At 42.0% G+C, this 14412-nt stretch carries 16 protein-coding genes; 3 read left to right on the top strand and 13 right to left on the bottom strand.

Translation table 11 applies throughout. The annotated features are described in order from the left end of the window. Nucleotides 1-76: 76 nt before the first annotated feature. The 13 genes from ABZD21_RS01345 to ABZD21_RS01405 all read right to left on the bottom strand — a co-directional run bounded on the left by ABZD21_RS01345 (nt 77) and on the right by ABZD21_RS01405 (nt 11126). Entirely contained in the window at nt 77-1243 is a 1167-nt protein-coding gene (locus ABZD21_RS01345; RefSeq protein ID WP_372772293.1) for an MFS transporter, read from the bottom strand. Between the two features lie 108 nt (nt 1244-1351). Continuing rightward, nucleotides 1352-2152, bottom strand: coding sequence for an EFR1 family ferrodoxin (locus tag ABZD21_RS01350; RefSeq protein WP_372772294.1), 801 nt, complete (start codon nt 2150-2152; stop codon nt 1352-1354). Nucleotides 2153-2258: 106 nt separating this feature from the next. Then, nucleotides 2259-3953: an FAD-dependent oxidoreductase gene (locus tag ABZD21_RS01355; protein WP_372772295.1), complete on the bottom strand. Its 1695-nt coding sequence runs from the start codon at nt 3951-3953 to the stop codon at nt 2259-2261. Nucleotides 3954-3971: 18 nt separating this feature from the next. Continuing rightward, on the bottom strand, nt 3972-4754 hold the full coding sequence (locus tag ABZD21_RS01360; RefSeq protein ID WP_372772297.1) for an MBL fold metallo-hydrolase: 783 nt from the start codon (nt 4752-4754) through the stop codon (nt 3972-3974). Beyond that, on the bottom strand, nt 4751-5170 hold the full coding sequence (locus ABZD21_RS01365; protein WP_372772298.1) for an acyl-CoA thioesterase: 420 nt from the start codon (nt 5168-5170) through the stop codon (nt 4751-4753). Before ABZD21_RS01365 ends, ABZD21_RS01360 begins: the two co-directional genes overlap by 4 nt. A gap of 8 nt (nt 5171-5178) precedes the next feature. After that, nucleotides 5179-6015, bottom strand: a complete 837-nt coding sequence (locus ABZD21_RS01370) for an Mrp/NBP35 family ATP-binding protein (RefSeq protein ID WP_372772300.1) — start codon at nt 6013-6015, stop codon at nt 5179-5181. Between the two features lie 118 nt (nt 6016-6133). Beyond that, entirely contained in the window at nt 6134-7039 is a 906-nt protein-coding gene (locus ABZD21_RS01375; protein WP_372772302.1) for a 4Fe-4S binding protein, read from the bottom strand. Continuing rightward, nucleotides 7036-7893 carry a P-loop NTPase gene (locus ABZD21_RS01380; protein WP_372772303.1) on the bottom strand — a complete coding sequence of 286 codons (858 nt, stop codon included), beginning with the start codon at nt 7891-7893 and terminating at the stop codon, nt 7036-7038. The genes ABZD21_RS01375 and ABZD21_RS01380 overlap by 4 nt, the downstream gene beginning before the upstream one ends. A gap of 96 nt (nt 7894-7989) precedes the next feature. Next, nucleotides 7990-8844, bottom strand: coding sequence for a DUF89 domain-containing protein (locus tag ABZD21_RS01385; RefSeq protein ID WP_372772305.1), 855 nt, complete (start codon nt 8842-8844; stop codon nt 7990-7992). Nucleotides 8845-8849: 5 nt separating this feature from the next. Next, nucleotides 8850-9185 (bottom strand): NifB/NifX family molybdenum-iron cluster-binding protein, encoded by a 336-nt coding sequence (locus tag ABZD21_RS01390; RefSeq protein ID WP_372772306.1) that lies wholly within the window; start codon nt 9183-9185, stop codon nt 8850-8852. Between the two features lie 17 nt (nt 9186-9202). After that, nucleotides 9203-9451: a DUF5320 domain-containing protein gene (locus tag ABZD21_RS01395; RefSeq protein WP_372772307.1), complete on the bottom strand. Its 249-nt coding sequence runs from the start codon at nt 9449-9451 to the stop codon at nt 9203-9205. 12 nt (nt 9452-9463) lie between these two features. Beyond that, entirely contained in the window at nt 9464-9784 is a 321-nt protein-coding gene (locus ABZD21_RS01400) for a NifB/NifX family molybdenum-iron cluster-binding protein (RefSeq protein ID WP_372772308.1), read from the bottom strand. Between the two features lie 313 nt (nt 9785-10097). After that, nucleotides 10098-11126, bottom strand: coding sequence for a LacI family DNA-binding transcriptional regulator (locus ABZD21_RS01405; RefSeq protein ID WP_372772310.1), 1029 nt, complete (start codon nt 11124-11126; stop codon nt 10098-10100). A gap of 259 nt (nt 11127-11385) precedes the next feature. Here ABZD21_RS01405 and kduI point away from each other — a divergent pair, with 259 nt between their 5' ends. From kduI to ABZD21_RS01420, 3 genes are read left to right on the top strand one after another with little or no spacing between them, the layout of a single operon-like run. Further along, a complete protein-coding gene (gene kduI / locus ABZD21_RS01410) occupies nt 11386-12228 on the top strand; it encodes a 5-dehydro-4-deoxy-D-glucuronate isomerase (RefSeq protein WP_372772312.1) in 843 nt (280 codons plus the stop codon). Nucleotides 12229-12279: 51 nt separating this feature from the next. Further along, nucleotides 12280-13074 carry a gluconate 5-dehydrogenase gene (locus tag ABZD21_RS01415; protein ID WP_372772314.1) on the top strand — a complete coding sequence of 265 codons (795 nt, stop codon included), beginning with the start codon at nt 12280-12282 and terminating at the stop codon, nt 13072-13074. Between the two features lie 9 nt (nt 13075-13083). Next, the gene (locus ABZD21_RS01420; protein ID WP_372772316.1) at nt 13084-14361 is read left to right on the top strand and encodes a DUF4861 domain-containing protein; all 1278 of its coding nucleotides are present in this window, start codon (nt 13084-13086) and stop codon (nt 14359-14361) included. The last annotated feature ends 51 nt before the right edge of the window (nt 14362-14412 follow it).

Consider the following 14412-nt stretch of genomic DNA (forward strand, 5'->3'; position numbering starts at 1 on the left):
GTGTTCGTTTCATTCATCGTTTTGGTGACACTGAATTTGTGACTGGGAAATCCGGCTGAAAGTTAGCCTTATTGGTTTAAGCTCTGCTGAATTTTAAGCGGTGTTCGTATCGTCGGATAAACTGCGTAGAAATGAGCGAACAACTTGCAATAAACGCTCCGGCAATAAAGGGAATCCGCCAGTCGATTGTCCAAAGTATACCACCAACAACCGGGAGCACAACTGCTGAGATGTGATTGATTGTAAAGCCAACAGCCATCGATGGTGCAATATCAGCGGGATCAGCATATTTTCTGAAGAAGCTGTTAATTGCAATCGCAAAGCTGAAAAACAGGTTGTCGACCAGATAAAGTCCGGTGGCAACATTACGGTTCTCCACCAACGCATAGCCCAGAAAAACGAAGATTAAGCTTGAATATTCAATGGTTAACATCTGTCGTTCGCCAAAGTGATTGATGGCTTTGCCGATGTAAGGAGCTATAAAATAGGTAATTATATTGTTCGCAATAAAGAGAGTAGTGATGTGGCCAACTGAGAAGTGGTATTTTTCAACCAAAATAAATACCGCGAAGACAACAAAAATCTGTCTGCGAGCTCCACTCAAAAAATTCAACACATAGAATAGCCAGTACTTTCGTTTTAAAATCAACTTTTTTTGTTGTGCGGGAAGGTTTTTATCTACCGGATTTCGGGTAAGTGCATATGTTCCAAGTATTATTACGATAGCACCGATGATGTAGAAAATAGTATGAAGCTCGAAGTATTTGGAGACGATCCAGATAAAGCCACCAACGCCAACGTTGGCCAGGGCGCCAAAACTCTTAAGTTTAGCGAGTACCTGCGGAACTCTGTCGCCCTGAAAATATTGCAGTGAAAGCGATTGGTTACAGGTTTCGAAAAAGTGAAAGCCGACCGACATAAGAACGATCGTAAACAGAAGCCCTCCAAAACTCGGGAATAAGCCGGTGAAAAAAACACCAACACCCAACAGGATGATTGACAAGGCTGCAAATCGGTGTTCGGCAAAAATTAGCAACAAATAGACTACAAAAAATGTCAGAAATCCGGGGATTTCACGAACCGATTGAATAACGCCGATTTGGAATGAATTAACTCCGACAACATCAACAGCGAAATTATTAAATAGGGTACGCCATCCTTGAAACCCCATAGCTGCAGCGGCAACCAATAAGATCAGATAATGATACATCGGGTTTTCCCGATAGGTTCGGTATGGGGTCATGATTGGAAATTTATCAAACTTAACAAACAAGATTGTGTCTGTTTGCTTTCAGTTTACTTTTGATAGAAAGCTTTATGTTTTGGAAATATGACGTACTGACCAGGCAGCCTAAAGATAAAACTGTGGTTCTTTCCTTTCGCGGCAATTGGTAAAAAGTCGTTCCCGTATCGATTGAATGATTTCATGGTCAAAGTGTCGGGCCTGCTCCGGACATTTTTTGACACAGGCACAGCACCAGATACATTTTTCGGGATCGGTCACGATTTCATCTTCCAGATTGATTGCTCCGGTCGGGCAGCATTCCACACATAGACCACATTGAGTACAGTCTGCATGACTTGTCTCCGGAATTATGAGCGGATATTGTTTTCGTTCGACAAAGGGGCGGTTGCCCGGAACTTGTATAGTGCTTGCCGCATTCTTGAGTTCCGTTTCATCCAGCTTTTTCCGAACTAAATCTGCGAAGGTCGCGATATGATTGAGATCTTGCTGGTCGGGACGACTGTGGGCAATTGGTCGATCGGTGGTGGAATAAGAGTGCTCGCCCACAAACGCAGCTGCAGCAATCACCCTGAAGTTTGCTTTTTGGGCCAGCTCAGTCAGTTCAAGCAATGCATCATCGAACTCTCGATTTCCATAAACAACGATAACAATTGCAAGCGATTGGTTCCCATTTATCGTCTCAAAACGACGAATGGCTTCCATAGGTAATCGTCCACTGTAAACCGGCATCCCAACAATTGATAGGGAACTGGAATCTATAGGTTCCGGTTTATTGCTGGTGCCCGGTAGAGTAAGATTGAAATTGCAGATCTTGACTGCTGGAAAATTAGCAGCCAGGTTATTCAGAATGGTTTCGGTAGTACCCGTTGGCGAAAAGTAAAAGGTGTTGATTTGTTCAGTATTCATGAAGGTAAAATTAAGAAAATATCCGGCGACCATTTGATCAGTTTTAACGTTTCTGATCGATCCAGTCGCCGGATAGTTCCGAAAAAAATGCATACGAATGAAGCGCTTATTTCTCTTTTTCAAAAGGCCAGCCGGCAATTCCACCTTCCATAACCTTCACGTTTTTGTAGCCATGAGCCTTTAGCAACATTGCTGCTTCGTAGCCACGCAGAGATATTTTACAATAGGTAACAATGGTTTTGTTTTTATCGGCAGGCAACTCATTCATTCGCTTACGGAGAACGCCCAGTGGAATTAAACTTTCGCCAATCCCGAGTCGTGTTTCTTCGTATTCGTCGGCACCACGAACGTCCAGTATAAATAGGTCTTTACCCTGATCCACCATACTTTTTAGGTCGAGTGCAGAAATGCCATCAAATAAGCCATGCATTTTATTCTGGATGATGTGAGCCGTTGCAATGCTATGATCAATGGCCAACGAAAATGGAGGAGCGTAAGGAAGATCCGCATTTACCATATCATCGACCGTGAGTTTTCCTTTAATTGCAGTTGCCCAAATTGCCAGTTGCTTGCTTACGTCGCCCGGCCCCAAACATTGTGCGCCTAACAAACGGCCAGTTTGTCGCTCGGCCAATAGTTTCGTAATTAATAGCTTTCCATTCATGAACCCAGGTTTGTCGGGACTGGCATTAACCGCTTTCACATAGTCGATTCCGGCTTCAATCGCTTTTGCTTCGGACAAGCCGGTTATTCCGACTTCGTAATCAAAAATTTTACACGCTCCGGTTTGAATTGTTCCCGGAAATATGGCTTTATGCCCATGAATAACGTTTTCGCCAACCACCCGGCCTTGAAGATTCGCCAGATCACCGTATGGAGCAAGAACATTTTTGCCGGTAATCAAATTAAGTATTTCGCAACAGTCGCCGGCGGCATAAATGTTCGGATCGCTGGTTTGCATATGCTCATCAACCAGAATTCCACCAAGCTTGCCGATTTCCAGACCTGCCTCTTTGGCCAGATCAACCCGAGGTCGAACACCAATAGCCACAACGGCCAATTCACACGGAATTTCGGTGCCATTCTGTAATTTTACACCAACTAATTTTCCATTTTCACCCAAAAATTCAGCCACGCCGTTTTTGGTAATCACATTTGCCTTGGTTTTCAAATAATTCTCAACCAATTTAGCCATTTTCCAGTCCAGAAAAGTTAGCAGTTGGGGCAGGAGTTCGATCATAGTTAGTTCTATTCCAGCCAAATGAAGGGCTTCCAGCGTTTCAATGCCAATTAATCCACCGCCAATTACAACTGCTTTGCGTATTATCTTTTCATCGTGTATTTTTCTCAGGTAGTCAGCATCTTGCATTGATTGCAACGTTGTAATTCCACTCAGATTTATTCCCGGAATTGGAGGCATATTAGCCGAAGCACCCGTAGCAATAACAAGCTTGTCGAATTCCTGAATCCCGGTTTCTCCAGTAATCAGATCCTTATATTCGATGCATTTTTGTTCCCGGTTAATTTTCGTGACTTCAGTATTGATTTTACAAACGATACCTTTTGCATTCCAGTAAAATTTTGGGTCGCGAACGACTCCGGCTGGAGTACAAAGCAATTTGTTCCGGTCGTCGAAAAATCCACCTACGTAGTACGGAAATCCGCATGATGCCATCGAAAGATCAGGGCCCTTCTGGAACATTGTAATTTCCGCGAATTCATCCATCCGGCGAGCTCGGGCCGCTGCTTTGGGGCCTGCTGCTGAGCCACCAACGACGATTATTCTTTTAGGAGTATTCATTTTCTTTATGGTTTTTGATTAGAATTGAAAAATCTGTCCGGTTTTTACGAATTGGGTTTGAAAGATGGGCTGGAATGCTGCCAGCGCAGGTAAATCGGTACAATGCGAGGGGAGAATGGTCGCAATGTTTTCGCGCTTAAAGTAATTAATGGTTTCTTGTGTTTGTGTATCATTGCGCTTGAGGTGAAAACCACCGATAACCGCTTTTATTTGTTCGATTCCGGTCGATTTTTTGGCGTATTCGCAAATGTTACAAATGCCTGAATGGCTGCAGCCGGTAACAACAACCAATTCGTTGTTTTGTATGAAAACCAAAGCCGAGTCATCCGGTACAAAATCATCCTGTCCGTTTTCGTCGACAAAAGCGGTTGTTTGCGCTTCGAACTCATTGGTCCGTGGAATTTCGCCTAAAAACAGAATGCGCTCGGTGATTTGCACTGGCTTTGCAGAGACTGTTACATCGAAGCGGAATTGAATTTTTGACTGCGAAAGGCAAAGACCCAAATTCGTTTGATCGCGTTTTCGAAAGCGTTTCATAAATGAAGCCGGGTGGGTGAGTAGCGGTTTATTCTCAATATATTTCAACCCATTTCCGTGATCCCAATGTCCGTGGCTCAATACAATCTGATCAACCTCTTTGTCGAGGTTTATTGCGAGACGTTCAGCATTCACTCTAAACACATCTGTATGCCCGGTGTCGAATAAAATGGTTTTGTCGTCATGTTGAATGAGATACGACAGACCATGTTCTGCGAGAAAATTCCCACCGGCAATATTTTCGGTCAGTACAGTTAGTTTCATACCATTGCAGCGATAAAAAGTTCGTCCATTTTCTCAGCGATGAATCGGGGAGTACGCATCGGTTTTCGACTTTGGCTATCGACAAAAACGACGGTTGAGTCAGCCGAACAAACCAGTTCGTTTTGTTCGTTTTTTACTTCAAACTGAAAATTAAACCGAGTAACGGGTTTTTCAGCAATCAGTGTTGTAATGCTCAGCAATTCATCGTATTGAGCAGCTTTATGATAGCGTAAATTCATGCTGATGACAGGCATCATGATGTTTTGAGCCTCCAATTTTCTGTCTTCAATCCCAAGTTCGCGCATGAGCTCGGTTCGGGCTTGGTGAAAATAGCTTACATAGTTTGCATGATACACATATCCCATCTGGTCGACCTCGCCGTAGCGTGGTCTTATCGTCATTTTTCCTTTAATCATACTTCGTCTCAGTTTTGTTTTACGTACCTGAATCCCCAGGCTTTGTCGCTCACTTTTTGCTGAATTGTTGTGGCCAGTTCCCGAAACTTTTCCGCCAGAATCGGATCTTTGCTAATACTAAATGTTTGAGGTGAGTCGACTTCGGTGTCGCAAATTAACGGTAGTTGGGCAAGCAAAGGCACGTTTAGTGTACCAGCCAATTGTTTGCCGCCACCAGCCCCAAAAACAAAATATTTTTCGTCGGGATGAAGAGCCGGTGTGAAATAAGACATGTTTTCAACAACACCCAGAATTGGCACATGGAGTTTATCCGTGCAAAACATATCAGCGGCTTTTTCAGCATCAGCCAATGCCAATTGTTGCGGTGTTGTTACGATCAAAGCTCCCGTAAGTGTTAATTTCTGAATTGTTGTAAGTTGAATGTCGCCGGTTCCGGGTGGGAAATCCACAATCAAAAAATCGGTTTCACCCCATTCTGTTGTCGACAATAGTTGAGTTAGTACGCCCGACGCAGCCGGTCCCCGCCAGATCATCGATTTTTTGGGCGTAACAAAGAAGCCGACAGACATGATGCTTACACCGTACTTTTTCACCGGAATGTATCGTTCGCCGGCTGCTGTCCTTACGATTTCAGGTCGTTCATTTTCAATATCGAAAAGAATTGGGGTTGACGGACCGTAGAGGTCGGCGTCGAACAAGGCCGTTTTGTAGCCTTCGCTGGCAAGCGCGACTGCCAAGTTTGCAGCCACAGTTGATTTTCCAACACCACCTTTACCCGATGCAACAACAATAATTTGCTTCACGCCATTGAGCTTAATTTTCTCAAAAGGGTTTTGATTATTCACGTGTAGATTTTTAAATTAAGTTATTGATTCTCTGTTTTTCATCTTGCCTAATACAATAGGCGTTCTGAAAGCATTCTCCTTTTATTTAGAATATTTAGAGAAGAAATATCCCCAATAATTATTGTCCTGAGTGAGTGTTGTATCGCTCAGGCTTGGGTTCATTTTTCATTAAATAGTTCCATATCGTTCTAATTTCATCGCTTAAATCTGACTCAGGAGCCCAGTCAACAATACTTTTGCAGTTGATCATTGCTTCAACCCAGAGCTTTGAAAAAGGTATTTTGCTAATTACAGGTATTTGCTTTTCCCGACTCCATCGTTCAATTTCATCGGATATTTCAGGATTAATATCCCACTTATTAATTACCAGAAATACCTGCAATTTATACTGACTGATCAGTTCAACAATTCGTTTTAAGTCATGCAAACCGGAAAGGCTTGGTTCTGTAACCAATAAAACTTTGTTTATTCCGCTCAAGGTAGAAATAACCGGACAGCCGATTCCCGGAGGCCCGTCTATTATAATTAGATCGGACTGAATATCGTGAGCTTCCCTGCGGGCATTGTCGCGAACAATATTGACCAGTTTGCCCGAATTATCTTCGCCCGGAGCCAGACGAGCATGGACCATTTTCCCGTTTATAATATCGCCGACAAACCATCGGCTTTTGTTTTGTTCAACCATTGTAATCGCGCCGTTCGGACATACTCTGGAGCAAAGTTTACAACCGTCGCAGGCTGTTTCAACAATTGAGTAACTGTTGGCTGTTTTGTTTATAGCATCGAACCGGCAATAACTTGCACAAATACCACAGTTGATGCACTTATCGGTGTCGATCCGAGCCTTTTGGCCCGAAATGTAAACTTCCTCGCGGTAGTCGTCGGGCTGAAGAATCAGGTGCAGGTTGGCTGCGTCGACATCACAATCGGCTACAACAACTTTGGCAGCTAAGCTTGCTAAAGCAGCACTAACACCAGACTTGCCGGTTCCTCCTTTTCCACTTAAAATAGCGACTTCGGTCATTGTTGATTTTGTTTGAGAATTTGGTGGTATAACGATTCAAATAATCTGAAATACTCCGGAAACTCGTCGGTAATAAGCTGTCCGGAAGCATATGCAGTTGCAATTTTTTTGTCGAAGGGAATTAATCCGAGCAGGCTAATTTCTTCCTGCTTCAAATAGTTTTCAATCATTGCATTACCCAACCCAAAACGATTAATGATCACTGTGAAAGGTTTGTTCAATTTTCGCAGTGTTTCAACCGATAGCTTTAAGTCGTTCAAACCAAAAGGTGTTGGTTCTGTTACAAGAATAACAAATTCAGCCCTTTCAACTGTTGCTATAAACGGGCAGGAAGTCCCTGGAGGTGAATCAAAAATTGTTACGGCATCATCGTCAGCCATAGCAATTGCTTGCCCAATAATTGGAACTGGAGAGTAGATTCCGATTTCAATCTGACTTTCCAGAACGTCTGCATTTGGTGCTATACGGTATTGCGTAATACTACCGGTAACTTTCTTATTTTCTGTGATTGCATCGTATTGGCACGCGTAAGAGCATGCTCCACAGTCGTGACAAAGATCTTCGATCACCTGAATTGTTTTTATGGCAGGGAGCATAATAATTGCATTATAACTGCAATACTCCTGACATTTTCCACAGAAAGTACATTTTCGTCCATCGATGACCGGAATGTGAGTGGTTGTAATAATTTCTTCCTCCAGGGTTCCGTGAAGAAACTGGCAAACGTTGGGCTCTTCGGAATCGCAATCGATTAGCCTTACGTTAGAGCCTTCCTTCTGGATGACGTTAAATAAATTTGTCGACACCAAGGTTTTTCCGGTGCCGCCTTTGCCACTTGCAATAGCTATTTTCATGAGTAAATGGTTCGATTTTATTGTCTCGCGGAACTCACATGTTGCTGAAAACTATTTTCATTTCGTGTTTGTGTTCGGAACAACATATTCGTTTCATTAATTTCGTTTATTCATTTTTACCACGAAGTCTCCTTTGTTTACCTCTAGTTTTTCTGCAATTACATGGCATTTTATCATTAGCAAAAAAGCAATGTTCGAACGGGGGTGATTCAAAAGTCCTTCAAGATTCCCTTGTCCTTTTGAGATTATCAGATCTGCCGTATCAAAATGCATTCTAAATTCGTCCGAACACAAATCAGGAAGGGTAGAAGGTGCATCATACCCATTCGAAATGATCGGCACAACTGTGTCCATTCCAACCGATTTGGCATCATCGATAGTGACATCGTTTATCACAGCTGCTCCCCGAACGGCAAAAATCAGATTGGGATGGTTAATCGTTTCAATGAATAGCTTGTCAAAAACCAGTTCGCCATTATTGTCTCCGATGTACAATATTTTAGTTGCTTTTGTAATTTCTTCGTTCAGCCTTGCTGAATCATTGATCGCAAATTCCGAGCTCAAAACATGGTCGATCGTGTCCTGCAAATTATACTCATCGCTAATTGCATAGTCAATAATATTTCCGGCAATTGCCAGACGTAAGGCAGTTTCAAAAGGATTCTTCGATTGCTTAACTTCCATTTGCAAGGAAGCATACATATCGAGAATCCTTTTGTTACTTTCTTCCTTTATCGCGCTATATGGATCAGAAACACCGGTTAAGTCCTTAATCCGGGCATGAAGTTCACGCGCAAAATGGGGTGTAGTGAACACCTCCTTGTTCTTGGCATAAAGGTCGATTAGTTCTTCTGTTAATGTGTTTGCCTGTTTCGTACTCAATTGCATTTGGTTAATGAGTTTACTGCAGGCATTGCTAAAACAGTAGAAACAACGATAGTCGAACGACATAATGACTAATGATCACATGCATTTACGCCGGTTATCAACTCGTTTTTTAACAGGTCGCTCACCAGTTCTTTGGCCAATTTGTTAGGCGCTCCCGAATGCACAACTATTTTATTCGCGTTGAATAGATTGATCGCTTTCTGTCCGATTCCACCGGAAATAATTTCAGAAACTCCTTTTTCTGCCAGCCATTTGGGGAGCAAACCCGGTTCGTGTGGCGGAGCTTCTACAACTGTTTCACTTGTAATTGAATTTTCACTAACGTCAATCAACGTAAATTGCTTACAATGACCAAAATGTGTGCTTAAAACACCATTTTCTGTTGGAATTGCTATTTTTCTCATTTTAAAATTTTTAATGACTAACATCGTCCTTTACCGCGTCCAAACCCACGACCATTTGATTGACCGCCTTGTCCACGTTGACCACCTTGACCACCTTGTCTTCTTCTGCCAAACAGAGGCCATAAACCGTCAGTTATTCCACCTTTTTGTTCGTCGGAAACTTCACTTTTAGTCGAATTTTCTGCGGTTCTTCTTCCGCATTGTCCCATTGAACGGCCAGTTCTTGGTCCTTCATTATTGGGTCCTTGTTTGTTAAATCCTGGCATGATAATTAATTTTTAATTGGAACTAATTTGTTTTAAAATGGCCTCGATTGTTATATCTGACTGACCATGGATGACCATTTGAATGTTGAGTTCGTTTAAGATGTTTTTCACTTTACCTCCAAACTCACCCGATATAATTCGCTCGACGCCCTGTGAGGCAATAAACTGAACCGATGCCGGTCCAGCACCTTCTTCATTTTCCTTCCCCGGATTGGAAAGAAAATCTGTTTTTTGCAAATCGGTATCGTAAATGGCAAAAAAGGAACAACGCCCAAATCTGTTGTCCATTTTCGATTTTACCGAATCTCCTAAAGCAGTTATTGCTATTTTCATAAATACTGTATTAATTTTTATTCTAACATATGATATTAATCTGCATGTTATAATGAACAATGGTTCATTACATGTTGCAAATATAAAGAACAATTGTTTACTATTCCGTAAATGAAATGTTAATTTTTATCTTTTACAGGTTATAAATCCGGAATGTAAGAATATGAAAAGTTGCTTGAAGAGTGCTGAATGATGAGACCGGCTCCAGCGATTAGACGGGAATGACTGCTGGTTCAGGGACTGGCAAAAGCGACCAGGCATTGATTTTCGAATGCGAAATCAATGTAAAAAAAGCGGTAATAAGAGCGATGGTTTATTTTTTTCGATTCGATGATTCCCGAACAATCAATTCGGTGGGCATCGTAATTGTCAAATGTTTACTTGAACGCGTTTTTCTTTCAATTTCCTGGATTAAAAGTTCACCTGCTTTAAGTCCCATCTTAAAAGCCGGTTGTTCGAGCGTTGAAATGGATGGTGTGACGACTTCAGAAAAAGGTTCGTTACTAAAACCGATCAATCCAAAATCCTCGGGAATTCTAACCCCAATTTTCTTAAGATACACCATCATACTTAATGCTGAAATGTCGTTACCACAAAACACAGCATCAGGAGGATGGGGCAGAGCAAGTAGTTGCTTTATAGCCTCTTGGCCGTCAATTCTGGTCAGCCTGTTGAAAATAATCAGACTATCATCAATGGGGATGTTATTCTTTTCAAGAGCTGAACGGTAACCGGCCATCCGGTCCCGATAAGTATGCAATACGGTGGGACCTGCCAAATGGGCTATTCGCTTGTATCCCTGACTAATAAGATGTTCGGTGGCTTTTACACCGACCATGAAATCATCCACGACTATTTTGTGGGCTTCCAATTCAGGGACAACACGGTCGAAGAATACGATAGGAATATTCTTTTTCGAAAATAATTGAAAATGATCGAATTCGTTTGTCTGCATGCTCAACGATGCAATTAATCCATCGACCCGGTTCGAAAACAACGAATGAACAATTTGCTTTTCCTTTTCCAATAAGTCATTCGATTGTGAGATGATAACGTTGTAACCAGATGTCGATGCCACCTCTTCAACGCCACTAATGAACGACGAGAAAAAATGGCGGTTGATTAGCGGAACCACGATTCCGATCGTATTCGTTTTTTGATTGCGCAAATTTGAGGCAATGGTATTGGGCTGATAGCCCATTTTTAAAGCCATTTCCTTTATCTTATCCTTGGTGGCCTTACTAATACGCGGGTTGTCATTTAACGCGCGTGATACCGTTGATGCTGAGATTTTTAATTCTCGCGCGATATCATGTATTGTAACTGATGCTTTGTTGTCCATAACTTACTAATCCGCTACAAAGGTGCGAATCTTTTTTTTAATCATGCGAATTTAATTCTTTTTGCGCAATCGATTGCATCTTTGTTGGAATAATTTTATATTTGCCTTGCATTAAAATAGAGTTTGGGTAAAACTGAGTTCTCTTCCGGCAAATATTTACTGAATAGATAGCGCTCGGAAGTTGAATTTTTGTTAATCGAATTTCACAACATGATTTTACCCATACTAAATATTACCAAATTTTTAAAATTAACATCTTATGGCAACTATTTTTGAAGAACGTTACGCGTATAACCCAGAGGACTTTAAAACTTATGATACCCAGCGGATTCGCAAAGAATTTCTGGTAGAAAAATTGATGGAAGCGGATACCGTTCATATGGTTTACTCGCATATTGAACGTTACATAACCGGTGGAGCTGTTCCCGTAAAGGAAGCTCTGAAACTGGAATCTGTTGACGCGTTGAAATCAGAGTTTTTCTGCAAAAGACGCGAAGTCGGTATCATGAACGTTGGAAACACAGGGTCAGTTACTGTTGACGGAAAAGAATATGTACTTGAATTTAAAGACGCTTTGTATATCGGCCGCGGTGCAAAAGAAGTAATTTTCTCATCTAAAGACGCTTCAGCTCCAGCTCGGTTTTATTTCAACTCAGCACCTGCTCACAAAGAGTATCCCACTAAGCATGTGACCTTGAAAGATGCCAATGTTCTTCATCTGGGATCGTTGAAAACATCAAACGAACGTGATATTAATCAGCTGATGATCAACACTGTTGTTGATACTTGTCAGTTGCAAATGGGAATGACCGAACTAAAGCCGGGAAGCGTTTGGAATACCATGCCAGCACACACGCACAGCCGTCGGAATGAAGTTTATTTTTACTTTAATGTACCGGAAGATCAGGCAGTATGCCACTTTATGGGACAACCAACTGAGACCCGCCACTTATGGATGACTAACGAACAGGCGGTTATTTCACCATCCTGGTCAATTCACTCAGCAGCGGGAACCAGCAATTACATTTTTATTTGGGGTATGGCAGGCGAAAACCTGGATTATACCGATATGGATGTAATTAAACCAACCGAACTAAAATAATCTCAACTGAATAATCTATCAACAACAACAACAACAACAAAATTTTAAACAATGAATGAATTATTTGATCTTTCAGGTAAAGTGGCGCTGATCACAGGCGGAACGCATGGAATCGGTATGGCTATTGGTAAAGTATTGGGAAAAGCAGGTGCAAAAATTTGCGTCAACGACCTTTCTGATGAAAAATTGGCTCAATGTAAAGAAGAATACAAAGCGGAAGGAATAGACGTTTTTACTGTGAAATTCAACGTAACCAGCGAAGAGGATGTTGAATACGGTATTACAGAAATTGAAAAAAATGTAGGAACTATTGACATTCTGGTTAACAACGCCGGTATCATCAAGCGTATTCCAATTTTGGATATGCCGGTTGATGATTTCAAACAAGTGATTGATGTTGACTTGGTTGCACCACTAATTGTTGCCAAACGTGTTGCTCCTAAAATGATTGAGAAACGCTTCGGTAAAATCATCAACATGTGTTCTATGATGAGCGTCTACGGTCGTAACTCCGTTTCAGCTTATGCTGCTGCCAAAGGTGGTTTGAAATTGTTGACAGCCAACATGTGTTGCGAGTGGGCGAAGTACAATGTACAAATCAATGGTATCGGACCCGGTTACATTGCAACCTCTCAAACTGCTGCAATTCGTGAAGGCGGACATCCGTTTAACGATTTAGTGATGACCCGTACGCCAGCTGCCCGTTGGGGTGAACCTGAAGATGTAGGTAACGCTGCTTTGTTCCTGGCATCAAAAGCTGCAGATTTTGTAAATGGTCACGTATTGTACGTTGATGGTGGTATTTTGGCCAACTTCGGATACGTAAAAGGCGAAAACGACTTATAATAGTTGGCTATGAAAAATAAACTATTCATAGCAATGGCTGTCGGCTCTCTTTTAGTGAGCTCATGTGCAAAGGAAAAACAACTTCTTGTGAACAATCCTACCAATCTCGATCGGAATGATGAGGTATTGGTGCTGGACCGTCAGGAGATTGAACTGTCTTTTCCTTCAGCAAAAGAAGGAATGCTGCCTGTGTTATTGCATGGATCTGATACCTTGGCCTCGCAGTTCGACGATTTGGATGGTGATGGTTCATGGGATGAAATGGCTTTTCTGATCAATTTAAAAGCCAATGAGCAAGCGGCTCTTAGGGTAAAATACATACCCGAAAGTGCTTTTCCTGAATTTGAGAAGCGCACCAATCTGCGTTTAGGCATCAATCAGGGAGATCACACCTATAAAGAGGTTGACTATTATATGGCTCCCCCGGCGAACGAGCCATTTAAGATCATCGCTCAGGGTGAGAGTGTTAGCTGGGAAAATGATAAGATCGCATTCCGGAATTATTTTGACTGCCGGAACGTGAAAGACCTTTTTGGGAAATTGCAACCCGGCTTAATCATCGATAAAATCCATACGGCTGAAATTGAAAACTACCACAAGCTTTCAGATTGGGGAATGGATGTTCTGCATTGCGGTAATTCACTGGGAGCCGGTGGTTTGGCGATATTGGAAAACGATTCGCTGTATCGTCTGGGTTCTACTGAAACTTACGAGTATCAGAAGATTATTGAAGGTCCGGTTCGTTCTGTGTTCGACCTGAAATACGGTGGATGGAATGTTGCCGATCAGAATCTGTCAGCAACTGAGCGGGTAAGTATTTATCCCGGGAAGTATTGGTTTCAGTCAGATGTAACAGTGTCTGGTTTCGAAGGTGAAAAACAGTTGGTTACCGGAATCGTAACGAGCTATTTGACAACCGAACCTGTCCATTTTGAAGCAGATGCAGAATATGAGGCAATTGCAACTTTGGATAAGCAATCGGAAAATAAGGATGAACTGGGAATGGCCATAATGCTTAAATCCGATGAAGTAACAAAAGTAGCCCGGGCAACTGATGTAAACTACTTCGATCAGCATCCAACGGTACCCGAGAAGAGATTCAGTAACGTGATTTCGGAGACCTATTATGTAGCTCAAAAAATTATGAATGACAAACCTGCACGGCACTATTTCTCTGCCGTTTGGGGACTTGAAAATCCGAAATGGAAAGATATGGAAGAATTTAAAGCCTATCTTTCTGTCGAGGCCTATAAAATGAGTAATCCGATTGTTTTTACGATTCAATAATTACTTTTTTCTTGAAAAATGGAGAGGTCACCGTAATGGTGGCCTTTCTTG

Origin of the sequence: Mangrovibacterium sp., from assembly GCF_041596335.1 — a bacterium.
Taxonomy (GTDB): Bacteria; Bacteroidota; Bacteroidia; order Bacteroidales; family Prolixibacteraceae; genus Mangrovibacterium.

Bases quoted from the DNA above. Each gene is read 5' to 3' on its own strand.
- ABZD21_RS01390 (WP_372772306.1), bottom strand. From the start codon at position 9,185: ATGAGAAAAATAGCAATTCCAACAGAAAATGGTGTTTTAAGCACACAT.
- kduI (WP_372772312.1), top strand. From the start codon at position 11,386: ATGGCAACTATTTTTGAAGAACGTTACGCGTATAACCCAGAGGACTTT.
- ABZD21_RS01375 (WP_372772302.1), bottom strand. From the start codon at position 7,039: ATGACCGAAGTCGCTATTTTAAGTGGAAAAGGAGGAACCGGCAAGTCT.
- ABZD21_RS01415 (WP_372772314.1), top strand. From the start codon at position 12,280: ATGAATGAATTATTTGATCTTTCAGGTAAAGTGGCGCTGATCACAGGC.
- ABZD21_RS01345 (WP_372772293.1), bottom strand. From the start codon at position 1,243: ATGACCCCATACCGAACCTATCGGGAAAACCCGATGTATCATTATCTG.
- ABZD21_RS01385 (WP_372772305.1), bottom strand. From the start codon at position 8,844: ATGTCGTTCGACTATCGTTGTTTCTACTGTTTTAGCAATGCCTGCAGT.
- ABZD21_RS01395 (WP_372772307.1), bottom strand. From the start codon at position 9,451: ATGCCAGGATTTAACAAACAAGGACCCAATAATGAAGGACCAAGAACT.
- ABZD21_RS01420 (WP_372772316.1), top strand. From the start codon at position 13,084: ATGAAAAATAAACTATTCATAGCAATGGCTGTCGGCTCTCTTTTAGTG.
- ABZD21_RS01350 (WP_372772294.1), bottom strand. From the start codon at position 2,152: ATGAATACTGAACAAATCAACACCTTTTACTTTTCGCCAACGGGTACT.
- ABZD21_RS01380 (WP_372772303.1), bottom strand. From the start codon at position 7,893: ATGAAAATAGCTATTGCAAGTGGCAAAGGCGGCACCGGAAAAACCTTG.
- ABZD21_RS01360 (WP_372772297.1), bottom strand. From the start codon at position 4,754: ATGAAACTAACTGTACTGACCGAAAATATTGCCGGTGGGAATTTTCTC.
- ABZD21_RS01405 (WP_372772310.1), bottom strand. From the start codon at position 11,126: ATGGACAACAAAGCATCAGTTACAATACATGATATCGCGCGAGAATTA.
- ABZD21_RS01400 (WP_372772308.1), bottom strand. From the start codon at position 9,784: ATGAAAATAGCAATAACTGCTTTAGGAGATTCGGTAAAATCGAAAATG.
- ABZD21_RS01365 (WP_372772298.1), bottom strand. From the start codon at position 5,170: ATGATTAAAGGAAAAATGACGATAAGACCACGCTACGGCGAGGTCGAC.
- ABZD21_RS01355 (WP_372772295.1), bottom strand. From the start codon at position 3,953: ATGAATACTCCTAAAAGAATAATCGTCGTTGGTGGCTCAGCAGCAGGC.